Below are 22667 nucleotides of genomic sequence, written 5' to 3'. Positions count from 1 at the left end.
TTCTATAAAGTCCAGGTCGAGAAGTGCTGTGAGATTGTGTTTGTCAGAAAGCGTTTTAACCGGCCGATCAGACCGGTTAAAACGTTGTTGGAGAGTGCGGTTCTAAGTCGTCTATCCGCTTATGCGACAGAGGTTGTCTGCTCATTCTGCGCTGCGTAGGCCCGGTCAAGCTGCTCGCCTTCTGCCAGCAGGAACTCAAACGCTGACAATGATGCTTTAGCGCCCTCGCCCATTGAGACGATGATCTGCTTGTAAGGCACCGTTGTGACATCGCCACAGGCATAGATTCCCGCTTCTGAGGTGTGGCACTTTTCATCAATGATGATTTCACCTGCTCTGCTCAACTCAAGCAGCCCGTCGAGGAACTGACTGTTGGGTACCAGGCCGATCTGCACGAAAACACCATCAAGTGCTAAGCGCTGCTCGGCCTCGCTCACCCGATCCACATAGCTGATCGCTGAGACTTTACCGTTGGTGGCCTCAATCTCTTTGGTGGCAACGTTTTTCAGTATCTCGATGTTGGCTTTAGCGTAGGCTTTTTCCAACAGTACCTTATCGGCTCTCAGCTCTGGCATAAACTCGAATACGGTGACGCTGTTGACGATACCCGACAGGTCGAGAGCTGCTTCGATACCGGAGTTTCCGCCACCGATAACCGCCACATCCTTACCCTTGAAGAAGGGGCCATCGCAGTGAGGGCAGTAAGCCACACCATTACCGATATTCTCTTTTTCACCGGGGACGCCCAGCTCACGCCATTTAGCACCGGTGGCCACGATGATTACTTTGGTCTGTATCTGCTCGCCCGAACTCAGCGAGACGGTTTTAATATCACCCTGCTTAATATCGGTGACCTTCAGGTACTCTTTGATGTTGATATCATACTCATCCATATGTGCTTGCAAGGCGTTTGAGAGCTGAGGACCAGTGGTTTTGGTCACGGAGATCAGGTTTTCAATATCCATGGTGTCTTTCACCTGACCACCAATACGATCCGCAATCAATGTTACTTTCAAACCTTTACGGGCACTGTAGATCGCCGCACTGACCCCGGCAGGTCCACCACCGATTACGGTGACATCCTGCAGTGGCAGCGTTTGCACCTGCGTTGCCGGTTGCCCCTGAGAAGCTCCCCGCTGTAACAGTTTCTCTATCAGTTGCGCCGCATCCACTTTACCATTGGCGAACAGCTCGCCATTCAGGTAAACACTGGGAACGCCCTGAATGTCCCGCTCGGCAATAATCTCCGGATAGAGCCCACCGTCGATCATCTCCGCAGAGATATTTGGATTCAGCAGGGCAAACTGATTCAGGGCCTGAACCACATCCGGACAGTTGTGGCAGCTAAGGCTGATGAACACCTCAAACTGGAGGGTTTCCTGAATGCTGCTGATGGTCTGTCTGATACTGTCATCCAGCTTCAGATCGGTTCCCGAAGCGTGCAGAATCGCCAGAATCAGTGAGTTAAACTCATGGCCCGCCGGAATGCCTGAGAAGCGGATACCGGTGTCCTCGCCATCCGCCTTTAACAGAAAACTGACCGGACTTCTTAAAGTCTCCGGCAGGTCTGCCTCTTCCAGGCTGAGATTATCGCTCACACCCGCCAGATCGGAGAGAAAACTCACCAGTTCCGGACGTTTGCTGTGAGCACCGGTCTGCAGAACAAAAGTCACCGGCTTTTTCATTAACGCGGTATAACCTTTAACTGTTTGTAAAATTTCTGTGGTTAACACGATGGTCACTCCTGTTTCCTATTAATCTCTGCGCTGCACCGGCTCAGGTTCGACCGAGCCGGTGCGTTGCGGATAACCGGTCTGACCGGTTGTTATATTTTGCCAACCAGATCAAGTGACGGCGCTAATGTAGCCTCACCCTCTTTCCAGGCTGCCGGGCACACTTCACCCGGGTGGGAAGCAACATACTGAGCCGCTTTAATCTTGCGCAGTACGTCAGTGGCATCGCGGCCAATCCCTTCTGCAGTGATCTCCATCGCCTGAATGATCCCCTCTGGGTCGACGATAAAGGTACCCCGGTCGGCCAGGCCCTGACCTTCACGCATCACCTCAAAATTACGGGTGAGGGTACCGGTTGGGTCGCCAATCATGGTGTATTGAATCTTGCCGATAGTATCGGACGATTCGTGCCACGCTTTGTGAGTGAAGTGTGTATCGGTAGAGACTGAGTAGATCTCTACACCCCGGGCTTCAAACTCCGCGTAATGATCCGCCAGGTCACCCAGTTCGGTAGGGCAGACAAAGGTGAAGTCAGCTGGGTAGAAGAAGAACACTGACCATTTACCCTGCAGGTCCTGTTCTGAAACATCGATAAATTCACCCTTTTTGAATGCACTGGCGGTGAATGGTTTAATCTGTGTGTTGATAAGTGCCATGGTGGCCTCCGGTATCTGTTTAAGTGTTTGTGGTTGTTGAAAAGATGAACCCAGTATATGAGCCAGCCACTGATAGATAAAATTGAATAAATATATCTTTATGATCTATTATTTAGAACTACAAACCGTTTAATGAAGATAAAGCAACCATGATCTCAACCAAACAACTGCTCTATGCCCTGGCGGTAGAGAAAACACTGCACTTCAAGAAAGCCGCAGAAAATTGTCATATCAGTCAGTCAGCGCTGAGCACTGCGCTGAATGAGCTGGAAAAACAGTTAGGTGTGCAGATATTTGAGCGGGACAACAAGAAAGTATTAGTGACCCCGCAGGGCGCGGATGTGTTGCAGCGGGCACGCAGCATCATGGTTCAGGTGAATGAGCTGCAAACCATTGCAGAGAATCAACAGCAGCCACTGAGCTACCCGATCACGGTCGGGGTGATACCAACTATTGCGCCGTTCTTACTACCGGAGGTCTTTCCGCTACTGAGCACACAATACCCTCACGCCCAGCTGAATATTGTCGAGGAACAGTCCCATGTGCTGGTTGATATGGTCAGACGGGGCGAGATCGATACCGCTATTTTAGCCATGCCGTTCCCGTGCGATGGTTTGTTAACCCTGGAGTTCTGGCAGGAGGATTTCTACTGGGTTGCGCTGAAAGGCGATAAATATACCGATCAGCAGGAGATTAGCAGTAATGAACTGGCGCAGAGCCATCTGATGCTGCTAAAGGAGGGGCACTGTCTTAAAGATCACGCTCTCACCGCGTGTAAACTGCCGACACAAACCGCCAACCATGGTTTTGGTGCTACCAGCCTGAACACTCTGATACAGATGGTGAAAGGCAGAATCGGCACAACCCTGATTCCACAGATGGCGCTTAAGCAACTGACACAACAGAATCAGTCCCTCAGCGCCATCCATCTGCAGGAACCGGGGCCACACCGCCGGATCGTTTTTGTCATACGGCCAAACTACACCCGTATGAACAGCATCGACGCGCTTATGGCGTTATGCAAAAAGGCGCTGGAGGATAGTTGAGACTTGCCCTGTTCCGCTACTCTATAGTGCTGTCAGCGGCCTTAGATCCGCTCAAACATCAGGTCCCAGACACCATGACCGAGACGTTCGCCCCGCTTCTGGAACTTGGTTACCGGGCGCCACTCTGGCTGAGGTGAATACTGGCTTTCACCGGCAACGTTGCGATAGCCCGGTGCCGCACTCATCACCTCCATCATATGCTCGGCGTAGTTTTCCCAGTCGGTGGCCATATGAAATACACCGCCGACTTTGAGCTTCTTACGGATGGTCTCAGCAAATTCGGGCTGAACAATGCGTCGCTTATGGTGCTTTTTCTTATGCCAGGGATCGGGGAAGAACAGTTGCAGTGTGCTCAGACTGCCATCGGGGATACAGTTGGCCAGCACCTCGATTGCGTCGTGACAGAACACCCGGATATTGGTCAGGCCCTCTTTTTCAGCGTTACTCAGCAGGCGGCCAACACCCGGGCGATGTACCTCGATACCGATATAGTTGTTCTCCGGCTGAGCTTTAGCCATCTCGATCAGCGAATCACCCATGCCAAAACCGATCTCCAGCACCACCGGGGCTTCCCGGCCGAACACCTGTGCCAGATCCAGCATGCCGCTATCCGGCTCCAGCCCCATCAGCGGCCACTGAGTCTCCATCGCCTTTTGCTGACCTTCGGTCATCCGTCCGGCGCGCAGCACAAAGCTTTTCACGGTGCGCATATACTTTTCTCCGGTCGACTGCTCCGGGGTCTGCTGTTCAGTTTTGTTCTCTTCTGACATCGGTCTGGCTTCTCACTTAAAACAAAGCAGCCTGATCAACGGATCAGGCTGCTGAAATCTTTCATCTGATGAGACCGCCTTGCGGCGATCTCATCGTTAAATCAATTATTTACCGACAATAGTGCCTTCCATCGGCGAGGAGGCGCTGGCATATTTCTTCCGTGGCATCCGGCCGGCCAGAAACGCTTCTCGACCCGCTTCAACCGCCTTGCGCATCGCCGAAGCCATCAGAATCGGGTTGCGGGCACCGGCAATAGCGGAGTTCATCAGCACGGCTTCACAGCCCATCTCCATCGCTACTGCCGCTTCTGAAGCGGTACCAACACCGGCATCCACCAGCACCGGCACTTTGCAGTCTTCCATAATCACATTGATGTTGTGTGGATTCAGAATACCCAGGCCGGAACCGATCATAGAGCCCAGCGGCATGATAGAAACACAGCCGATAGCTTCCAGTTCTTTGGCAACAATCGGATCATCACTGGTATAAACCATCACTTTGAAACCATCCCGCACCAGCACATCGGCGGCTTTGATGGTTTGCACTACGTTCGGATAGAGGGTTTTCTGATCGCCCAGCACTTCCAGCTTCACCAGATCATGCCCGTCCATCAGTTCACGGGCCAGCATACAGGTGCGCACCGCATCTTCGGCATTAAAGCAGCCCGCGGTATTCGGCAAAATAGTGTATTTATCCGGGGAGATCACATCCAGCAGGTTGGGCTCATCCGGATTCTGACCGATATTGGTGCGACGTACCGCCACGGTGACAATCTCGGCACCACTGGCTTCAATCGCCAGCCGGGTCTCTTCCAGGTCACGGTATTTTCCGGTACCAATCAGCAGACGGGACTGAAAGCTGCGGCCGGCAATAATCAAAGGATCGTTCAGTTGTTCAGACATTATTCTCTACCCAGTTAAATTCTGTAATATTCGCTCAGATACACATCACGGTCGGACCCGGTCAGCCGCCACCAATCGCATGCACCACTTCTACCCGGTCGCCTTCCTGCAGCAGGGTTTCAGCATGCCGGCTGCGGGGCACGATCTCCAGGTTCAGTTCGACTGCAACACGACGCTCACCCAGTTGCATCGTGTCGATCAGACCCGCCACAGAGGTGTTTTCCTGAACCTCCAGAGTGTCACCATTTACCTGTATCAGCATTGAGATTGATCCATTTTTATTCACTTAACTGCCGGATAGCGACCCGGCCAAGATTTAACCAGCCCGCCAGAAACAGCACACCGCCCACCGGGGTTATCGCCCCCAGCCAGTGCTGACCCGAGAGCGCCAGTACATAAAGGCTGCCGCTGAAAAACACGATGCCTGCCATAAACAGTACGGCGGTCTGACGCAGGCCCCGTTCGGACTGACGCAGCATCAGCACACCAACACCAAACAGTGCCATGGTATGAAACATCTGATACTGAATACCGGTTTGCAACACTTCATATAACCGCTCGCTCAGCTGTGTTCTGAGCATATGCGAGGCAAAGGCTCCCAGGGCAACGGTGATAAAACCGCTCAGCGCGGTGCATAGAATGACAAAACGGGCAGACATAACAGCTTCCGGAACATTGAGGTGGCTATTCTAACAAAGCTTAACGGTGGCGATAAGCAATAAAAAAGCCGCGCTCAGCAGAGGGCGGCTTGATAACCGGCAACACCAGAATCCTGAGTGATCAGGCTTCCAGCATCGCTGTTTTAATTTTTTTCATGGCATTTTTTTCCAACTGACGAATCCGCTCGGCAGACACTTCATAGCGGGCGGCCAGTTCGTGCAGGGTAGCTTTCTCTTCACCCAGCCAGCGCTGTACCAGAATATCGCGGCTACGCTCATCCAGCTGCTCCATCGCTTCGCTCAGACGCTGATTGGAATCAGCTTCCCAGTTAGAATCTTCCAACTGGCTGGCAGGATCCTGACTGTGGTCTTCGAGGAAGTAAGCAGGAGACTGATAAGCACGCTCATCATCGTCACCCACCGGCGCATCAAAAGCCATATCGGTGCTGCTCATGCGGCCTTCCATCTCCCGCACTACCTGCTCATCAACCCCCAGATCGCCGGCCATCGCGGTTACTTCATCGTTGGTCAGCCAACCCAGGTTTTTCTTCTTGCTGCGCAGGTTAAAGAACAGCTTACGCTGCGCTTTGGTGGTCGCCACCTTTACAATGCGCCAGTTACGCAGAATAAACTCATGCATCTCCGCCTTGATCCAGTGCACCGCAAAGGAGACCAGACGAACCCCCATGGTGGGGTCAAACCGCTTAACGGCTTTCATCAGTCCAACATTGCCTTCCTGAATCAGGTCAGCCTGGGACAGGCCATAACCGGAGTAGGATTTAGCCACATGGACCACAAATCGCATATGAGAGAGTACCAACTGACGCGCCGCTTCAAGATCGTTCTCGAAATACAGACGTTCAGCCAGTCCGCGCTCCTCTTCTACCGTGAGAACAGGAATCGCAGTCACCTGACGTATATACGCCTCCAGATTCTGACCCGGAGATAATACTTCAATGACCCGTAGGCTTTTGCCCATTTCTCAACCTCATTACTTATTCATTTCAAGGGTGTCGATATAAGTTACAGCTATGACACTCTTCTGCCAGATTAGTTCCGGCTATATAAAGCCCGCACCGGGTAACAATTAACGCTATTACCCTTCGATAACCAGTTTAGCGGACCGACTAAGATAACGGCAACATTAGCAGATGGCAAGTCTGACTGTTTAGCCTCTTTACCTATATTTACAATTCGAAGCTTACAGCTAACGACCCGTTGGGTCTTATACCGTAGCATTCACCGCAACCGGTATACGCATAATTACTGTGGCTGGATCTGTCGCAAATGTCGCCCGACTGCCAGCCAGGCACCACACAACCCCAACAGTATACTGATCAGAAGTAACAGGATTGTTTCAATAAATCCCAGCCCCGCCAGTTCGAACTGACTATCGTAGAGTGACACTAACTGCCCGACCGGGCCATTCAGCAGCAGCAGGCTGAGCTGAATCAGAAACCAGGCAAACACGCCGCCGGCAACACCAAACCAGACACCATCATAGAGGAAGGGACGACGGACATAAGCATCGGTGGCTCCCACCAGCTTGGCGATCACAATCTCTTCCCGCCGGCTCTCGATGGAAAGCCGGATCGTATTGCCCACCACCAGCAATACCGCCATCACAAACAGCGCCGCCAGCACCCAGACCGCCCGTTCAGCCAACACCACAAAGGCCGCCAGCCGCTGTACCCACGCCATATCCACCACCGCTTCATCCACCTGCGGTAATGCCTGTAGCTTAGTCTGAAGCAGCGGCACTGACGCCACCGACAGATCCCGGGGCATCACCATCACCACCGCTGGCAGCGGGTTAGTATCAAGAAAGTTAAACACATCACCGAAACCGGACATCGACTTAAACTCCAGCATCCCCTGGGTAGCGGTAATCAGCTCCGTGGCAGCGACATCATCACGCAGCAGCAACTCGCGACTGAGAGTCTCCGCTTCGGCCTCCGTCACACTCTGTTTCAGATACAGAGCGACCCGGGGATCACCATCCCAGCCACTTCCCAGTTGCTGAATGTTTTTCAGCCCGGTATACAGAGCACCGGGCAATGCCAGGGCGATCGCCAGCACCGCCAGCGTCATAAAGGTTGTCAGCGGCTGCGCCAGCAGCGAAAAATAGGATTGCCGCGCCACCTCTGCATGGTGACGCAGATAGCTACGACTGCGATCGGCCACATTCAGACGATGGTGCTCGGCGCCCCGGTGAACCCTGGCATCCCGTTTAGTATTGGGTTCGACGCGGACAGCCCCTTTGCGGCGCAGATTATTTTCCATCGCTGACCAACCTGCCCTGATTAAGGGTTATCACCCGATGGGGCATCCGTGCGATCAGCCCCAGATCGTGGCTGGCAATCAGCACCGTGGTACCTACCTGGTTAAACTGCTGAAACAACCGCATCACCTCTTCTGAAAGCTTAGGGTCAAGATTTCCGGTCGGCTCATCCGCCAGCAGAAACTGGGGCTTGTGTACAATCGCCCGGGCGATACCGACCCGTTGTTGTTCACCACCGGAGAGCACCACCGGATTGAGCTTCTCTTTACTCAGCAAACCCACCTTATCCAGCGCGGCACGCGCCCGGCGGGCAGCATCTGCAGGGTCAAAGCCACAGATTCGCAGCGGCAGAACGATGTTATCAAACACTGAGCGGTCAAACAGCAGCTGGTGATTCTGGAACACCACGCCAACCCGGCGACGATGATAGGGGATCTGGCTATTAGCCAGACTGGCCAGATCCTGATCACCCACCAGTACACGACCATTCGAGGGACGCTCCATCAGCATCAACAGCTTCAGCAAGGTACTTTTGCCGGCCCCTGAGTGGCCGGTCAGAAACGCCATCTCACCCTTATCAAGACTGAAACTCACCTGACTGAGGGCATCATAGCCATTGGGATAGCGCTTGGTTACATTGTCGAAACTGATCACAGGCTGATTACCTTAGAGAGAGCTCGAAATCTTATGCTTAGCGGTTTTTCAACCGACCTTCAGGAGATCCGTCAACCTCAGTCAAACAGAGCGGTTACAAACTCTTTTGCTTTAAAGGGTCGCAGATCATCCACCTTTTCACCGACGCCAATATAACGGATCGGCAGGTCCAGTTGCTTAGCGATGGCAAAGATAATACCGCCTTTTGCCGTGCCGTCCAGCTTGGTCAGACTGATACCGCTGACACCCACCGCTTCTTTAAACAGTTTGGCCTGACTCATCGCATTCTGTCCGGTGCCGGCATCCAGCACCAGCATCACCTCATGGGGCGCTTCGGGATCGAGTTTCTTCATCACCCGAACCACCTTTTCAAGCTCCTGCATCAGGTTATCTTTGTTCTGCAAGCGACCCGCGGTATCGGCAATCAGCACATCGATATTTTTCGCCTGTGCCGACTGCAATGCGTCATACAGGACCGAGGCAGAATCAGCACCGGTATGCTGCGCCACCACCGGTACGTTATTGCGTTCACCCCACACCTGCAGCTGTTCAACTGCGGCGGCCCTGAAGGTATCCCCCGCAGCCAGCATCACCGACTTGCCATCCGCCTGATATTTTTTTGCCAGTTTACCGATCGTGGTGGTTTTACCCACTCCGTTTACCCCCACCATCAGTAGCACAAACGGGCCTTTACTCTGGCTGAAATCGATCGGTTTTTCGACGCTTTCCAGCAGAGATGCCAGCTCATCTTTCAGTGCGGTATAGAGGGCGTCGGCATCCGCCAGTTGTTTCCGTTTCACCCGCTCGGTCAGTTTACCGATGATCTCCGTAGTCGCCTCAACCCCCACATCGGCCAGCAGCAACTGGGTTTCAATCTCTTCCAGCAGCTCATCATCGATCTGCTTGGCCCCCAGAAACAGATCACCCAACCCTTCGGTCAGGTTTGCTTTGGTACGGCTCAGGCCCGCTTTAATGCGGCCAAAGAAACCGGTTTTCTGTTCTGGTTCAGGCTTCACCTCAGACTCAGCAACCGCTTCAGACTCAACAACCGCTGGCAACTCATCCACGGCCCCGGACACAATATCAGGCTCTGATTCAGCGTCACTGACAGACTCCGCTTCAGCCGTTGTCGGCTCAGCGGCCGTTTCCTGCTGAACGGGTGTATCAGGTTGTTCGTCTGCAGGCTCCGGCGCTACCACAACCGCATCTGCGGCCTGCTCCTGAACGGTCTCTTCAACCGCCTCATCAGTGAGATCAGAAGAGTCAGCCAGCGGCTGCTCAGTGACCGCAGTCTGTACACCGTCTTCCTCAGGAAGGGCTTTCTGAGTATCATCTTTCTCAGAACTGAAAATTGATTTAAGCTTCTTAAACATGCTTGATTACTGTCCGATGTCAGGCGCTGAAGATGCAAAAAAACAGGGTAGTCCCTGTTCCAACTGCGAGTCGTCCTGTATGTTTCATTTAGGCCGCCTATCTTACCATAGTAAAGACCGGCTGGGGCACTGAAAACAGGCCAGAAAATGACCAGGAACAACCGATGCCGGAAGCAAAATCCCCACTATTCAACCGAACCTACCTGAAGGTCATTGTCTGGATCGTTGCAATTGCGATCGTACTGCTGACGGCGGGCCAGAACCGATCCAGGGATTTCATCAGTATACAGAAGCTGGCTGAGAGTCCGGTCTACTACGTTAGTCAGGATAAAGCCCCCTACCTCCAGCTGAGATTTCTCCTGCGCACCGGCGCCGCGATCAATGGCGATCAGCAACTTCTGCAACAACTGTTACTGCAACAGCTGCAGCAGCAACTGGCAGGGTTAGCCACACAGCCGCCGTTTAGCCAACTCGGGGCAAAATTAGCCTCTGAAGCATCAGATGATCGCATAACCATCGCCGTAACCCTGCCAGCAGACCGCAGCGGGGAGCACGCAGCAATAGCAGAGATGACCACTACGCTGTTACAGCAACTCAGCAATTATCAGCCCGGCGACGATCTTGAAAAACGCTGGGAGCGACTGGAAGCGGAACAGTATCTCAACCTGAAAGATCCTGAAAGCCGCCTGCTCAATCGCTTCAGAAACCTGCTTAACGGTCCGCTGTCCGTGCACCCGCTGCAACGCTTTGCCGACTTTTACCGCAGCAGCACCTCGGCGGGAGCGATGACCCTGACCCTGCAAGGGCCTGATGTCGCGGCATTAGCCGAAACCCTGGCGCCGTTATTAAAGGAAAGCAATATTACTCCCAGTCTTACACCGACACCCCTTACGCCAACGCCGGTTCAGCTGGAGCCGGTCAGTAATCAAACCTACAAACTGTGGGGAATCGCCCTGCCCGGACGACAGCAGCAGGATTTCCTCTCTGAACTGCTGGCGGTGAGAACCCTGCAACAGTTGTTGCAGCAACACCAGGCAACTTCACGACTAATCTGGAAATCACTGGACAAGCAGGGCTATCTCGCTATGATTCTGCAGGGGCCGGGGATCAAAGCCGATACCGATCTGACAGCGCTGCTGGAGTCATTGCAGGCGCAACTCAGCGATGAACTGATCGATAAGGCCCGCACCACGCTGCAAACAAACTTCGATACGCTGATGGAACAGACAGACAGTCAGTTGGGGATGCTGGATACCATCGCCTTCTATCAATTACCCACTGACTACCTGAACAGCTTCGACACCCGACTCAGGCAAACCAGCAACAGCCAGGTTCGGCAAACAATCAGCAGTTTTCTCAACAACCCGGGCCGCTATCAGATAACCCTGCCGGCATACTGACCAATACCGGGTTCGACAGTACAGTAAGGAATAAACATGGCCAGACGCCGCCCAGAGCGAAGCTCGCAGAAAATCAGTTCAGGAAACCAACAGCTACGCATTATTGGCGGTGAGTGGCGTGGCCGAAAGCTGAACTTCCCTGAAATTGAAGGCCTCAGACCCACCCCCGACCGGGTCAGGGAAACCCTGTTCAACTGGCTGGCCCTGTATATCCCCGGCGGACGCTGTCTTGACCTGTTCAGCGGCAGCGGTGCACTGGGCTTCGAAGCCCTCTCCCGCGGCGCCACCCATGTCACCATGATCGACAACTCGTCAACGGTAATCCGGCAGCTGCGACAAAACATACAGGACCTGAAAACCCAGTATGCCGAACTGATCACCGGTTCTGCGCTCGACTGGCTGGAAAAACGTAGCAGCGATCTCGAAGTTCAGTTCGATGTAGTGTTTATCGACCCGCCCTTCCGCAAAGACCTGGCCGAACAGTGCTGCCTGTTGCTGGAACAGAAAAGCATGCTGACAGACAACGCCATGATCTACCTGGAAACCGAAAAAGAACTCACTGACCCTAGGGTGCCGGATAACTGGCAACTGTATCGGGAAAAAACCGCCGGACAGGTTACCTATCGACTTTACAAAAGGAGCTAGATCGCCGCTACGCGGCTGCTAGTAGCTAGACGGAAACTTCGTTTCCTTGCTAGAAAAAGCACAGAAAAACAGCTTTCCAAAAGAGCCGTTGCTCGTGGCTCGACGGAAACTGCGTTTCCTTGCTCGGAAAAAGCGCTTGTAGCAATCGTCAGGACTACTGAGATATAGTTAAATCTGGTGGGTAACTGAAGTACCCGTATCGTAGTCTGTAATTTTGATTGGTCTGTGAAGCCCGGCCAGGCGTTCAAGACAGTCCAGACGGATATTCAGGATGAATACCATTGATCCTTTTTTCCTCTCTGGCAGCCCTTGCCTTGGAATATTTAACCAAACATTCCTGATATTACAGCTGCTGCGATACACCTTTTACCCGCCCCTAGAAAGAAATGTACCTTCCGAGGTAGCAAAACTTGAAGCTTGTAGGGGCTGAATAAAAAATTGTTAGCTTCGCGGAGTAGAAATCGAAATTATGGATGACGATTACCAAAACCCCTTGCCGGGCAAGACCTATATAAGTCCATCACTCCAAGCCTTTGGTGACAAGGAGCGAAGAGTTCGTATCGCATCTAAAATTCTACCCTCTGAAGACGGCTATGAATATGTAAAGGAGCGCGACGAGGTAGTTTTAAGAAAGAAGCTAGACGCAAAAACTTATATAACAGCGAAGTTCTTAGAAGACACCAGGCAAACCTTCGTCTTATCTGTCCAAAAGTTTGTATCAGAAACAGGACATCCTTATGGGTCTGGATTTTCATTTGTAGGTGAAGAAATAGGTCGGTTCTGTGAATTTCTAGCAAATATTCAGTCTGTAGATTTCAAGAACAGAGCCAAAGTAAACATTACTGATGAGGAACTTCGGAAAATAGCTTTAACCACTCATCAGGCAAAAGCTTTTCTTACTGAAAATCAGGCGCTGTTTGCTGAAGCACTAAAATCCGAAGTAACAACAGAAGACCTTGTTGCGGTAGGCTTCCGAAAGAAGCAGTTAAGTGTCTATTGCAATCTTCTGAATGACGAAAGCTACTTCGACGGTTTAAAGAATAGAAAGAAATGTTCAAATGAAGCTTTATGGCAAAAGTACTTTGAAAAGAACCCTTGGGTATTTGGTTATGGGCTAGGTTACATATTCTTGTCCAGCCTCGATGATAGAAAGTTAGAACAAGTAGTCCAAGGGCATAGTGTAGATTCGCATGGTAAGCGTGTTGATGCGCTTATGAAAACAAAAGGTATTATTTCCAATCTATGCTTTGTTGAAATTAAGACTCACACGACTGCTCTACTAGAGGCTAAGCCTTATCGATCTGGCTGCTGGGCGCCGTCAAAAGAATTGGCTGGTGCCATCGCGCAAGTCCAAGGTACTGTAGCCTCCGCAGTAGAAAATCTATCTAGCAGAATTAACCCCAGTGATAGTGAAGGTAATCCAACTGGCGAAGAAATTTATAATTACCAACCTAAATCCTATTTGGTAATTGGTAGTATGGGTGAATTTGTATCGGAGCAAGGCGTGAACAAAGACAAACTGAGGTCATTTGAGCTGCTTCGTAAAAATACATCTAACCCTGAAATTATTACATTCGATGAACTTTATGAACGTGCAAAATTCATTGTCCAGCACAACCAAAGCTAATATTGCGCTGCTGTCCGACAATTTTTACACTGCGCTCCTGTTTCCGCAGAGAGCGATATTAGTGATCATATAGCGTGAAGTCTGAATCAAACCACAAGACATAAAAAACGTCTCGTTGCCTATATCCAACCATTGGCTTTAAGCCGTGATATCTAAAGACTAGGTAAGTTTCCATATCGTCAGTTATGAACTTTGGAATAGGGGCTTTAATTGCATTCTTAGCAATTTTTTCAGTACCCAACCCATGCCTGTCGGCACGTTTAATATCATTCCAAGTTAAGTTCTTTCTGCGAAAAATAGCATCGGCAAACATCGCCTTATTTTCTTGATCAAGCTCAGAGAGACAATATTTTCCTGGCTGAAGCTTCTCTAGAGAGAAGATCGGCGGCTTCTGATCGTAATTAGAGGGTTCCACAGATTTAACCAAGCTTCCTTGCTTGGTTTTTTGCTTTTTTATTCTGCCCATTAATTGATGCGTGTTTTGAAGTACTCGGTTATGACTTTTTTAGGTATAACACCTGCGTCAGCTTCATGATCAAGCCACGGAGACTCTTCATGAGTCATGTTTCGTAACTTCCATGCCGAGTATTGGCCAAAAACTTCAAAAACTTCTTCAATAAGCTCAAGCTCATCCTTTTCCAAAGAGCTTGCGTCAAAGTCATTTACTGGGGGTATATGATTGCTACCGCACTGCTTGTACTGATGGTATAAATCGGGAACCACCGGACCATGAGTCCAAGCTGAAATATCTTCATTAAACAGAGGCTTATCAAATATTGCGCTATAAAAGCCTTGGGCATAATAGACCAGCTTTTGCAGTTTCAAATTTGAGATTCCATCCCCTTCATTGGTGCCATCCAAGTAAAGGAAGTACTGAGCAACATCTTGTAAATTTGCCATAAAGTCCTCCTATATACTGTTATAGCTTAACAACGGTGAAGCAATCTAGCACCAAAACTAGTATAAATCCACATAATACTGTATATGCAGACAGCCAAATCACAAGCAAACTCCTATTGCTCGTACCTACAGAGTAGGCTTGGACCTTCCATACACTTCATTCAAATGAAACATTAAACCACAGCCTCCGCGCTAACGGAGGCTCTGACTAGCCACTAGCAGTCGCGAAGCGACGTTCTAACCACTAGCCACTTAAAAAAGCTTTACCTCGCCGGCATTGCGTCATCGACATAATACCGGGCTTTCATCGCTTCTATCTGCTTCAGCGTAAGGCCGTCGTTGGTTTTGAAGGTCAGGGTGAAACGCTGGCCCGGGCGGACGATGCCGGGCTGATGGGCAACATAGCGGTGGATTTTGCCCGTGCTGTCCTGAGCGAGAAAGCCCATGATGACCCCTTTCAGCGGCAGGTTGCCGGAATAGCGCCAGCGGGTGGTCCAGCTTTTATCCGTCGCACGGCGCTGCTGTTCCAGTTTCATATAGCTTTCCACCGCTTTGACAAACTGGGCATACTGAGACTGCCTCACAGCCTCCCGCTTCGCCTGTTGATGATCCACATACGCGCCCAGGGCGGTGGACAGAATCGCGGTAACACCGCCGCCTTCGCCAGCCAGTTCCTGATCGCGATTCTGGTGTTTCTGCCACAGGCTGTTGTTGTCGCGCAGTTGTGCCGCGTTGGGGTTTATTCTGCCGGGCTGGTAGTACTGTTTCACCCGGTCGGCCAGGGCCCGGGTTTCGGCAGCGCGCTCAGCATTCACCGGGTGGTCATGGGCAAACAGGCTGCGGGCGTTTCCCTGCTGCTGATACTGTCGTTGCCAGATGCCGGTGGCAGCATAGGGGTCAAAACCGGCCAGTGCCGCATAAAGCACACCGATACGGTCCGCTTCCCGTTCCAGCTCGTGCGTATAGGCAGCCTGATATCCCTGCTTTCGGGCGGCGCTGGATGCCAGGGTGCTGATCTGCTGCGTCGTTTGCCGTTCACCGGCGTGGTTGGCGACGGTATGCGCGATCTCATGGCCAACAACCGCTGCCACTTCATCATCATTAAGCTGCTGCATCAGTCCACGGTGAACCACAATATAGGTTCCCCCGGTGGTGAAAGCATTAAATGAATCCCGATCGATCAGTATCGGCTGCCAGCGCTCCTGACTCAGATGACTCACCTGATGGATGCGGTCAAAAATACGCACCAGTCGCTGATACTGCCGGCTGTCCAGCGCCGCGTTTATCCTGCGCCCCGCCTTTTTTTCATCGGCCAGCAACTGTTCAACCGCTGCATTCCCCTGACGTATCTGTGCACTGCGGTCCGCCGTACTGAGGGTTCGCTGTCCGGTAACCCGGTCGGTTTCCGTGATCGATTCAGCGACATCGTAGAGGCCTTTATCGATATTTTGCAGGGTCTGACAACCACTCAGCAGAGCCACACAGACTGCAATCAGCAGTTGGGCCAGGTGTTGATTTATTTTCATCCGCTCACCTTTGTTTCATCCATTCTCAATAGCGATATTCTATAACATTATTAAAAAAATTCTTCTTATAACCACCAAAGATCAATACATTCCATTATTGTATTTGTGATAGCCTTGCAATTCAGCTAATATCGCGCACTTGCGGATTTGCTAATATTCATTCAAGCAGAGTAACGTGAACTCATAATGAACATTGCAGTATACCCGGGTACTTTTGACCCTATAACGAATGGCCACGCTGATCTGGTTGAACGCGCTTCAAAGCTGTTCGATAAGGTCGTTGTTGCCATAGCATCCAGCCCCAATAAAGAACCCTTGCTGCGGCTGGAAGAACGGGTCAGACTGGTAGAAACGGTAACATCGCATCTGGATAATATCGAAGTTGTTGGCTTTGATTGTTTGCTGGCGGAGCTGGTTAAACGGCATCAGGCTAATATTATCCTGCGTGGCTTGCGTGCTGTGTCTGACTTTGAGTATGAGTTTCAGCTCGCCAACATGAACCGCAAGCTGGCACCGAAGACTGAGAGCATCTTTCTGACGCCAGCAGAACATCTGTCCTTTATTTCATCGACTCTGATACGTGAAATTGCGAGTCTGGGCGGTGATGTAGAACAATTTGTGCATCCTTCAGTCAATCAGGTACTGAAAGATCATTTCAGACGCTAATTTTTAGTAATTGTAATTACGAGTCAGTGAGGTAGCCACAATGGCATTAATTATCACAGATGAATGCATTAACTGTGACGTATGTGAGCCGGAATGCCCTAACGAGGCGATTGCTCCCGGTGATGAGATCTATGAGATCAACCCTTCAAAATGCACAGAGTGTGTTGGTCATTATGACACGCCTCAGTGTGTTGAAGTGTGTCCGGTAGACTGTATCCCTAAGGATCCGGACCATGTTGAGAGTGAAGAGCAGCTGATGGAGAAATACCAGAAGCTGACCGGTAAGTAAGCGCTTACATAGTTCAGAAAAGCAGGCCCTGGCCTGCTTTTTTATTGCCTGAATCTACTGCGTCAGTTGCAGTTTATCCAGACCATAGCGGTTATCCAGTAACCGGCCTATTGCCGTGCCCCCCGCGGCCAGATGGAAGGCATACTGCATATGCAGACAGCGCACTTTCTCCCAGTGGCGAATTCCGCCGATGCCGTAATGGTCGAACAGATCGCTGAATCCCAGTGTGGCTATACGTTGCCGGTCCTCCTCTGCCATCAGCTGCCAGCGCAGATCCACATAGCGCTGCTGATCGGCCAGATGCGCACAGCGCAGCTCATCATCGGTTTCGATCTGCTGTTCGATCCGCTTCACCTCGCCACCGGTTTCAATCTCAGCAATCGCCTGATAGAGATCTTTCGAGCTCAACCAGTACAGTGTGGGAAAAGGCTGATCATCCACCAGAGAGCGCATCTGTAATACTGCGGGGATTCCCTGTTGGTTTTGCCAGGCGATCGCCACCAGCCCACGGGGTTTACGCCCCAACTGCCGTTCGATCAGCTCAAGTTGTTGTTCAGATACGGCCATTGATGCTCCTGGTCCAGGTTCTGCTCAGAATGTTATAAGCGTTCAGCAAGGGTAACCACCTCTTCACCGGCCACCGGCACCCTGGCGGGCATGATCAGGGTGCAGTTATCGAATGGCGCGGCAATCAGTTCCTGATCATCGGTCGCGATCAGTTCGCCTTTACTGTATTGCTCGAAACCTTTAACAGGCTCAGCAAAGCGAAACTGGTCACTGTTTGCTTGCAACACCCGGTCAATACGGTAATGCCCTGCGCTGCTATCGGGCTGATATCCCCAGTCCGGCAACTGAACGGATCCGTCCAGCATGCCATGCAGGGCGATGAAACGCAGGGTTATCGCCAGTGCCTGCTGACTGGTTGATCTGGCAAAGTGCTGACCACACTCCGCCACCAGCGATACGCCACCCGAGCTATGACGCTCATGTTCTGAGATCAGAATCCCGGCATGATAGCTGCCCAGATCATAGAGCAGATGCGGAAAAGGAAAATCAAGCCGGTCGGCAAAGCTGCGGTTGCAGCCTTTTTGTGGATAGATCAGCATCGGCGCGACAGCAAAGGTGGTGGAGTGCAGATCCAGCAGGCTGTCGGCATTTTCCACAAAAGGTAGTAGCGCAACCGCACGACGGGCTTCATGACTATCGGGACAGGTCAGCCGGGCAGGCAGCCAGACCCGGTTCATATCCTCATCGAGACAGCGGCTGGCAAACGGACGCTGAGGATCGAATGTTTTGTAAGCGTCAACATTGGCAAAAATCAGCGTCAGCGCCCCTCTGAGGGGCCGGATACCGTTTTCCAGCAGCCACAGCAGGGCATTGGCACCACAGATCTCATTACCATGGGTGAGCGCCTGAATCACCAGTTCCGGCCCTGGCTGCCCGGAATCCAGTCGGTGTACGTAATCAACGCCGCAGTTACCCTGTTGCCAGGGACTCAGATCCCGGGGTAACAACTCAACAGGCGCATCTGATGCCGCGATCGAGAACCGGCAAGGTGGAACAGACATATAGAACTCTTTCAATAAAGTGTTAACGGGGTTTGTCAGTCAATATCGGGGGAACCGGGGTTATACTGCCGCGTATTGCTCATCACGCCCCAGCCAGCGCTGAATAATGGCATCGCTGAGTTGCGGGTCAGCGGCAAGCTGACCGGCAACCTGTTTCACCCGGGTCAGCAGATCCGCATCCCGCTGCAGGTCGGCAACCTTAAACGACATCATACCGGTCTGACGGGTGCCCAGCACCTCGCCCGGGCCTCTCAGCTCGAGGTCTTTTTCGGCAATCCGGAAACCATCGGTGGTTTCGCGCATCACCGCCAGCCGTTCACGCCCCTGTTGCGACAAAGGAGCATGATACATCAGCAGACAAAAACTCTCGACCGATCCCCGCCCCACACGTCCCCGCAACTGATGCAACTGCGCCAGCCCCAGCCGTTCCGGGTTTTCAATAATCATCACCGAGGCGTTGGGCACATCCACCCCCACCTCAATTACCGTTGTCGCCACCAGCAGATCCAGCTCAGCCGCTTTATAACTGGCCATAATTCCGGCTTTTTCAGCAGGTTTCATGCGCCCGTGAATCAGACCTATACGCAGCTCCGGCAACGCCTCGCGCAGCTCCTCTGCGGTCACCTCAGCCGCCTGACACTGCAACGCTTCAGACTCTTCAATCAGGGTGCAGACCCAGTAAACCTGCCGCCCCTGACCACAGGCATCGCTAACCCTTTGCACCACTTCGGGACGGCGCTGATCAGAGATCACTACCGTGCTGACCGGCGTGCGTCCCGGCGGCAGTTCGTCGATGACAGAGCAGTCCAGATCAGCATACGCACTCATAGTCAGGGTACGGGGGATCGGCGTAGCGGTCATAATCAACTGATGGGGAGCACGATGATCGGTGCGCCCCTTCTCCCGCAATGCCAGTCGCTGATGCACTCCGAAGCGATGCTGCTCGTCAACCACCACCAGACCGAGGTTGGCAAACCTGACCTCATCCTGAAACAGCGCATGGGTACCCACCACCACCTGTGCCGAACCATCCTCGATGACCTCCAGCTGAGCCTGACGTTTTTTACCTTTCAGTTTACCCGCCAGCCAGGCAACGTTAAGCCCTAGCGGCTCCAGCCAGCTGCTGAAGCTGATAAAGTGCTGCTCCGCCAGAATCTCGGTGGGCGCCATCACCGCCGCCTGATAACCCCCTTCCACCGCCTGCAGTGCGGCCAGGGCTGCGACTACGGTTTTACCGGAACCGACGTCGCCCTGCACCAGCCGCAGCATCGGGTAGGGCTGTGACAGATCGGCGGCGATCTCTTCACTGACCCGTTGCTGAGCGCCGGTCAGCGGGAACGGTAACTGTTGCACAAAGCGCTGGCGGTAGCGGCCATCCGCCACCAGTGTCGGCGCCCCTGACTGGCGTGCACGCTGACGCAGTTTCAGCAGCGACAGGTGGTGCGCCAGCAGTTCCTCAAAGGCCAGCCGACGCTGCGCCGGGTGATAACCGTCAAGCAGCTGCGCCTGATCCGCATCCACCGGCGGACGGTGCAGGTAATTAACCGCATCATTCAGCGGCGGCAGACGCCACTGCTGGCGCAGGTGTTCCGGAATCAGTTCCGTCAGCGAGCCGTTCGCCAGATATTCCAGTGCGCCATCGGTCAGCGTTCTCAGGCGGGCCTGATTGAGCCCTTCGGTAGTGGGATAGATCGGTGTCAGCGACGCTTCAACCGGTGTGATCACGGTGTCATCTACCCGCCGATATTCAGGGTGATAGATCTCCAGACCGCTGGCACCGGTGCGTACCTCGCCGAAGCAGCGGATCCGGGTGCCGGTTTTGAGATTATTTTTCTGTGCCGCCGAAAAATGAAAAAAGCGCAGGGTGATCGTGCCACTGCCATCCTGCAAACGGCACACCAGACTGCGGCGCCGCCCCATCGCGATATCAGCCGCTTTCACCTCACCTTCAATCACTCCCTCGTCACCGGGACGCAGACCTCCGATCGGCATAATCCGGGTACGATCCTGATAACGCAGGGGCAGATGGAACAGCAGATCCTGGAGGGTGTAAATATCCAGTTTTTCCAGCTTCTGCTGCAATGCAGCCCCGACCCCTTTCAGCTCAGTGACCGGGAGTTGCGCGAGGGAACGCTCGTTCATATCAGCTGTGATGATCCGCAACCGGACAGCTGTTAAGCGACTCAATCAGCAGATCGATCGCCTGGGGGCGGGGGAAACTGGCACGCCAGGCAAGCCCCACGGTGCGCACCGGAGGAGGAGCTTTAAACGGCTTGGTAACCACCATGTCTGACTGATAATAACCACCCGTAGCCGATCTGGGGACCACACTGGCGCCCAGGCCTGAGGCGACCATCATGCGGATCGTCTCAAGTGAGCTGCCCTCAGTAATGGTATGCTTATCAGAGGCGTGACTGGAGAGGGTCGGGCAGGCTTCCAGCACCTGATCGCGGAAGCAGTGGCCCTCGCCCAGCAGTAGCAGGTCCTGCTCATGCAGGGTCTGACTATCGATCTGCTCTTTTCCTGCCAGCGGATGGTCCCTGGGCAGCAGCATCATAAAGGGTTCATCGTAGAGCGGCCGGGTAAGGATATCCGGCTCATCGAACGGCAGCGCCACAATGATCGCGTCCAGCTCGCCATTGCGAATCTTGGGGCGCAGATTTTCGGTGAAATTCTCTTCGATGTAGAGCGGCATTTTCGGTGCCCGCTTCTGCAGCTCGGGTACCAACTGGGGAAACAGGTAGGGGCCAATGGTATAGATCGCGCCAACCCGCAGCGGGCTGGCCAGCTGATCTTTACCCTCCTGAGCCAGATCCTTGATCGACTCAGCCTGTTCCAGCACGGTCTGCGCCTGACGCACAACTTTCTGCCCCACCGGGGTGACCCGGACCGCATGTTTACTGCGTTCAAACAGTGCAGTACCCAGCTCATCCTCGAGCTTTTTAACCGCGATACTCAGGGTTGGCTGGCTGACAAAACAGCGCTCGGCAGCGCGGCCGAAATGTTGTTCCTGCGCCAGGGTAACAATGTAACGTAACTCAGTAAGAGTCATGCGGGGCTTTCCTTTGTTATGATACCGACTCAACCTGAAACAGGATAAGCACTTTGAAGCATAAGTTAAACAGGCATCAGGTCCTGATTGCCGGCTGCGGTGATGTGGGCAGCCAGTTGGGGCTGAACCTGATAACCGCAGGGTGTCAGGTATTTGGCCTGCGACGTAATATAAACCAGCTGCCCCCGGGTATCCAAGGAATTGCGGCTGACCTGGGTCAGCCTGACACGCTTATTAACCTGCCGCAACAGCTGGACACGGTTTTCTATGTGGTGGCCGCCGGAGCGCGGGATGAATCGGTCTACCGCCAGGCATACAGCACCGGTCTGCGCAACCTGCTTGAGGCGTTACAGCAGCAGGGCATCCATCCCCGCCAGCTGTTTTTTATCTCCAGTACTGCGGTCTACCATCAGCAGAATGATGAATGGGTGGATGAGAACAGCGCCACCGAACCGGATAATTTCTCCGGCAGAATTATGCTGGAAGCAGAACAGGTCGCCCTGAACAGCGGCATTCCCGCATCGGTTGTTCGTTTCAGCGGCATCTATGGTCCCGGCCGCAACTACATGCTGAGTCAGGTCAGCCGTGGTATCGGTTACCCCGCAGAGCCCCCGCGCTACAGCAACCGGATCCACCGGGACGATTGCGTCGGGGTGCTGCAACACCTCTGGCAGCTATCCCGGCAACAACCGCTCAGGCCGGTCTATCTGGCCAGCGATAACCGGCCGGCACCACTACATGAGGTCAGTGACTGGCTGGCGCAACAACTGGGGGTTACTATCACCGAGAGGTCAGCACGCCGTACTATTGGCAGTAAACGCTGCCGCAATACCCTGTTGCAACAGAGTGGCTACCGCTTCAGATACCCCGACTACCGGGCCGGTTATCCACAACTGATCGCGGATTTTCTGAACTGACC

Annotated in this window: 24 protein-coding genes; 7 read left to right on the top strand and 17 right to left on the bottom strand. The window is 52.9% G+C overall.

Going from position 1 to position 22667, the window contains the following annotated elements; translation table 11 throughout:
- Nucleotides 1-119: 119 nt before the first annotated feature.
- Together ahpF and ahpC are read right to left on the bottom strand one after the other, a co-directional pair.
- Nucleotides 120-1733 (bottom strand): alkyl hydroperoxide reductase subunit F, encoded by a 1614-nt coding sequence (gene ahpF, locus OCU43_RS01005; RefSeq protein WP_091354671.1) that lies wholly within the window; start codon nucleotides 1731-1733, stop codon nucleotides 120-122.
- 92 nt (nucleotides 1734-1825) lie between these two features.
- On the bottom strand, nucleotides 1826-2389 hold the full coding sequence (ahpC, locus tag OCU43_RS01000; protein WP_091354667.1) for an alkyl hydroperoxide reductase subunit C: 564 nt from the start codon (nucleotides 2387-2389) through the stop codon (nucleotides 1826-1828).
- Nucleotides 2390-2538: 149 nt separating this feature from the next.
- On the opposite strand from ahpC, the gene OCU43_RS00995 reads away from it, so the two are divergent.
- A complete protein-coding gene (locus OCU43_RS00995; RefSeq protein ID WP_091354664.1) occupies nucleotides 2539-3435 on the top strand; it encodes a hydrogen peroxide-inducible genes activator in 897 nt (298 codons plus the stop codon).
- A gap of 41 nt (nucleotides 3436-3476) precedes the next feature.
- Here the strand turns inward: OCU43_RS00995 and trmB are convergent, their stop codons facing one another.
- The 8 genes from trmB to ftsY form a co-directional block, all read right to left on the bottom strand.
- On the bottom strand, nucleotides 3477-4205 hold the full coding sequence (trmB, locus tag OCU43_RS00990; RefSeq protein ID WP_091354662.1) for a tRNA (guanosine(46)-N7)-methyltransferase TrmB: 729 nt from the start codon (nucleotides 4203-4205) through the stop codon (nucleotides 3477-3479).
- A gap of 105 nt (nucleotides 4206-4310) precedes the next feature.
- Nucleotides 4311-5108 carry a thiazole synthase gene (locus OCU43_RS00985; protein ID WP_091354660.1) on the bottom strand — a complete coding sequence of 266 codons (798 nt, stop codon included), beginning with the start codon at nucleotides 5106-5108 and terminating at the stop codon, nucleotides 4311-4313.
- Nucleotides 5109-5169: 61 nt separating this feature from the next.
- Nucleotides 5170-5370 (bottom strand): sulfur carrier protein ThiS, encoded by a 201-nt coding sequence (gene thiS / locus OCU43_RS00980; RefSeq protein WP_091354657.1) that lies wholly within the window; start codon nucleotides 5368-5370, stop codon nucleotides 5170-5172.
- Nucleotides 5371-5386: 16 nt separating this feature from the next.
- Nucleotides 5387-5767, bottom strand: coding sequence for a DUF423 domain-containing protein (locus OCU43_RS00975; protein WP_091354656.1), 381 nt, complete (start codon nucleotides 5765-5767; stop codon nucleotides 5387-5389).
- 121 nt (nucleotides 5768-5888) lie between these two features.
- Entirely contained in the window at nucleotides 5889-6746 is an 858-nt protein-coding gene (gene rpoH / locus OCU43_RS00970; RefSeq protein WP_091354653.1) for an RNA polymerase sigma factor RpoH, read from the bottom strand.
- A gap of 284 nt (nucleotides 6747-7030) precedes the next feature.
- Nucleotides 7031-8050 (bottom strand): permease-like cell division protein FtsX, encoded by a 1020-nt coding sequence (ftsX, locus tag OCU43_RS00965; RefSeq protein ID WP_091354651.1) that lies wholly within the window; start codon nucleotides 8048-8050, stop codon nucleotides 7031-7033.
- Nucleotides 8040-8702: a cell division ATP-binding protein FtsE gene (ftsE, locus tag OCU43_RS00960; RefSeq protein WP_091354648.1), complete on the bottom strand. Its 663-nt coding sequence runs from the start codon at nucleotides 8700-8702 to the stop codon at nucleotides 8040-8042. The genes ftsX and ftsE overlap by 11 nt, the downstream gene beginning before the upstream one ends.
- A 77-nt stretch (nucleotides 8703-8779) precedes the next feature.
- Nucleotides 8780-10075: a signal recognition particle-docking protein FtsY gene (gene ftsY / locus OCU43_RS00955; protein ID WP_175483440.1), complete on the bottom strand. Its 1296-nt coding sequence runs from the start codon at nucleotides 10073-10075 to the stop codon at nucleotides 8780-8782.
- Between the two features lie 164 nt (nucleotides 10076-10239).
- Here ftsY and OCU43_RS00950 point away from each other — a divergent pair, with 164 nt between their 5' ends.
- The 3 genes from OCU43_RS00950 (at nucleotide 10240) to OCU43_RS00940 (ending at nucleotide 13747) form a co-directional block, all read left to right on the top strand.
- Nucleotides 10240-11475: a peptidase M16 family protein gene (locus tag OCU43_RS00950; protein WP_091354645.1), complete on the top strand. Its 1236-nt coding sequence runs from the start codon at nucleotides 10240-10242 to the stop codon at nucleotides 11473-11475.
- Nucleotides 11476-11511: 36 nt separating this feature from the next.
- Nucleotides 11512-12120: a 16S rRNA (guanine(966)-N(2))-methyltransferase RsmD gene (gene rsmD / locus OCU43_RS00945; RefSeq protein ID WP_091354642.1), complete on the top strand. Its 609-nt coding sequence runs from the start codon at nucleotides 11512-11514 to the stop codon at nucleotides 12118-12120.
- Nucleotides 12121-12589: 469 nt separating this feature from the next.
- Entirely contained in the window at nucleotides 12590-13747 is a 1158-nt protein-coding gene (locus OCU43_RS00940) for a Shedu immune nuclease family protein (RefSeq protein WP_091354638.1), read from the top strand.
- Nucleotides 13748-13805: 58 nt separating this feature from the next.
- Here the strand turns inward: OCU43_RS00940 and OCU43_RS00935 are convergent, their stop codons facing one another.
- From OCU43_RS00935 to OCU43_RS00925, 3 genes are all read right to left on the bottom strand, one after another.
- The gene (locus OCU43_RS00935) at nucleotides 13806-14213 is read right to left on the bottom strand and encodes a hypothetical protein (protein ID WP_091354635.1); all 408 of its coding nucleotides are present in this window, start codon (nucleotides 14211-14213) and stop codon (nucleotides 13806-13808) included.
- On the bottom strand, nucleotides 14213-14647 hold the full coding sequence (locus OCU43_RS00930; RefSeq protein WP_091354632.1) for a Panacea domain-containing protein: 435 nt from the start codon (nucleotides 14645-14647) through the stop codon (nucleotides 14213-14215). Before OCU43_RS00930 ends, OCU43_RS00935 begins: the two co-directional genes overlap by 1 nt.
- A 263-nt stretch (nucleotides 14648-14910) precedes the next feature.
- Nucleotides 14911-16173, bottom strand: coding sequence for a M48 family metallopeptidase (locus OCU43_RS00925; protein ID WP_091354629.1), 1263 nt, complete (start codon nucleotides 16171-16173; stop codon nucleotides 14911-14913).
- Nucleotides 16174-16359: 186 nt separating this feature from the next.
- On the opposite strand from OCU43_RS00925, the gene coaD reads away from it, so the two are divergent.
- Both coaD and OCU43_RS00915 read left to right on the top strand, forming a co-directional pair.
- The gene (gene coaD, locus OCU43_RS00920) at nucleotides 16360-16839 is read left to right on the top strand and encodes a pantetheine-phosphate adenylyltransferase (protein ID WP_091354627.1); all 480 of its coding nucleotides are present in this window, start codon (nucleotides 16360-16362) and stop codon (nucleotides 16837-16839) included.
- A 40-nt stretch (nucleotides 16840-16879) separates the two neighbouring features.
- The gene (locus OCU43_RS00915) at nucleotides 16880-17128 is read left to right on the top strand and encodes a YfhL family 4Fe-4S dicluster ferredoxin (RefSeq protein ID WP_091354625.1); all 249 of its coding nucleotides are present in this window, start codon (nucleotides 16880-16882) and stop codon (nucleotides 17126-17128) included.
- A 54-nt stretch (nucleotides 17129-17182) separates the two neighbouring features.
- Here the strand turns inward: OCU43_RS00915 and OCU43_RS00910 are convergent, their stop codons facing one another.
- From OCU43_RS00910 to OCU43_RS00895, 4 genes are read right to left on the bottom strand one after another with little or no spacing between them, the layout of a single operon-like run.
- Nucleotides 17183-17695, bottom strand: a complete 513-nt coding sequence (locus OCU43_RS00910; protein ID WP_091354622.1) for a DUF501 domain-containing protein — start codon at nucleotides 17693-17695, stop codon at nucleotides 17183-17185.
- 32 nt (nucleotides 17696-17727) lie between these two features.
- Nucleotides 17728-18696: a M14 family metallopeptidase gene (locus OCU43_RS00905; RefSeq protein WP_091354620.1), complete on the bottom strand. Its 969-nt coding sequence runs from the start codon at nucleotides 18694-18696 to the stop codon at nucleotides 17728-17730.
- Nucleotides 18697-18756: 60 nt separating this feature from the next.
- Nucleotides 18757-20838, bottom strand: coding sequence for an ATP-dependent DNA helicase RecG (gene recG, locus OCU43_RS00900; RefSeq protein ID WP_091354616.1), 2082 nt, complete (start codon nucleotides 20836-20838; stop codon nucleotides 18757-18759).
- Between the two features lies 1 nt (nucleotide 20839).
- Entirely contained in the window at nucleotides 20840-21748 is a 909-nt protein-coding gene (locus tag OCU43_RS00895; protein ID WP_091354614.1) for a hydrogen peroxide-inducible genes activator, read from the bottom strand.
- A 53-nt stretch (nucleotides 21749-21801) separates the two neighbouring features.
- Here OCU43_RS00895 and OCU43_RS00890 point away from each other — a divergent pair, with 53 nt between their 5' ends.
- A complete protein-coding gene (locus OCU43_RS00890; protein WP_091354612.1) occupies nucleotides 21802-22665 on the top strand; it encodes an SDR family oxidoreductase in 864 nt (287 codons plus the stop codon).
- Nucleotides 22666-22667: the final 2 nt, after the last annotated feature.

Source organism: Amphritea atlantica (genome assembly GCF_024347255.1).
Lineage (GTDB): Bacteria > Pseudomonadota > Gammaproteobacteria > Pseudomonadales > Balneatricaceae > Amphritea > Amphritea atlantica.
This window is presented reverse-complemented; position numbering and strand designations above follow the sequence as displayed.

Bases quoted from the DNA above. Each gene is read 5' to 3' on its own strand.
- ahpC (WP_091354667.1), bottom strand. From the start codon at position 2,389: ATGGCACTTATCAACACACAGATTAAACCATTCACCGCCAGTGCATTC.
- OCU43_RS00995 (WP_091354664.1), top strand. From the start codon at position 2,539: ATGATCTCAACCAAACAACTGCTCTATGCCCTGGCGGTAGAGAAAACA.
- trmB (WP_091354662.1), bottom strand. From the start codon at position 4,205: ATGTCAGAAGAGAACAAAACTGAACAGCAGACCCCGGAGCAGTCGACC.
- OCU43_RS00985 (WP_091354660.1), bottom strand. From the start codon at position 5,108: ATGTCTGAACAACTGAACGATCCTTTGATTATTGCCGGCCGCAGCTTT.
- thiS (WP_091354657.1), bottom strand. From the start codon at position 5,370: ATGCTGATACAGGTAAATGGTGACACTCTGGAGGTTCAGGAAAACACC.
- OCU43_RS00975 (WP_091354656.1), bottom strand. From the start codon at position 5,767: ATGTCTGCCCGTTTTGTCATTCTATGCACCGCGCTGAGCGGTTTTATC.
- rpoH (WP_091354653.1), bottom strand. From the start codon at position 6,746: ATGGGCAAAAGCCTACGGGTCATTGAAGTATTATCTCCGGGTCAGAAT.
- ftsX (WP_091354651.1), bottom strand. From the start codon at position 8,050: ATGGAAAATAATCTGCGCCGCAAAGGGGCTGTCCGCGTCGAACCCAAT.
- ftsY (WP_175483440.1), bottom strand. From the start codon at position 10,075: ATGTTTAAGAAGCTTAAATCAATTTTCAGTTCTGAGAAAGATGATACT.
- OCU43_RS00950 (WP_091354645.1), top strand. From the start codon at position 10,240: ATGCCGGAAGCAAAATCCCCACTATTCAACCGAACCTACCTGAAGGTC.
- rsmD (WP_091354642.1), top strand. From the start codon at position 11,512: ATGGCCAGACGCCGCCCAGAGCGAAGCTCGCAGAAAATCAGTTCAGGA.
- OCU43_RS00940 (WP_091354638.1), top strand. From the start codon at position 12,590: ATGGATGACGATTACCAAAACCCCTTGCCGGGCAAGACCTATATAAGT.
- OCU43_RS00935 (WP_091354635.1), bottom strand. From the start codon at position 14,213: ATGGGCAGAATAAAAAAGCAAAAAACCAAGCAAGGAAGCTTGGTTAAA.
- OCU43_RS00930 (WP_091354632.1), bottom strand. From the start codon at position 14,647: ATGGCAAATTTACAAGATGTTGCTCAGTACTTCCTTTACTTGGATGGC.
- OCU43_RS00925 (WP_091354629.1), bottom strand. From the start codon at position 16,173: ATGAAAATAAATCAACACCTGGCCCAACTGCTGATTGCAGTCTGTGTG.
- coaD (WP_091354627.1), top strand. From the start codon at position 16,360: ATGAACATTGCAGTATACCCGGGTACTTTTGACCCTATAACGAATGGC.
- OCU43_RS00915 (WP_091354625.1), top strand. From the start codon at position 16,880: ATGGCATTAATTATCACAGATGAATGCATTAACTGTGACGTATGTGAG.
- OCU43_RS00910 (WP_091354622.1), bottom strand. From the start codon at position 17,695: ATGGCCGTATCTGAACAACAACTTGAGCTGATCGAACGGCAGTTGGGG.
- OCU43_RS00905 (WP_091354620.1), bottom strand. From the start codon at position 18,696: ATGTCTGTTCCACCTTGCCGGTTCTCGATCGCGGCATCAGATGCGCCT.
- recG (WP_091354616.1), bottom strand. From the start codon at position 20,838: ATGAACGAGCGTTCCCTCGCGCAACTCCCGGTCACTGAGCTGAAAGGG.
- OCU43_RS00895 (WP_091354614.1), bottom strand. From the start codon at position 21,748: ATGACTCTTACTGAGTTACGTTACATTGTTACCCTGGCGCAGGAACAA.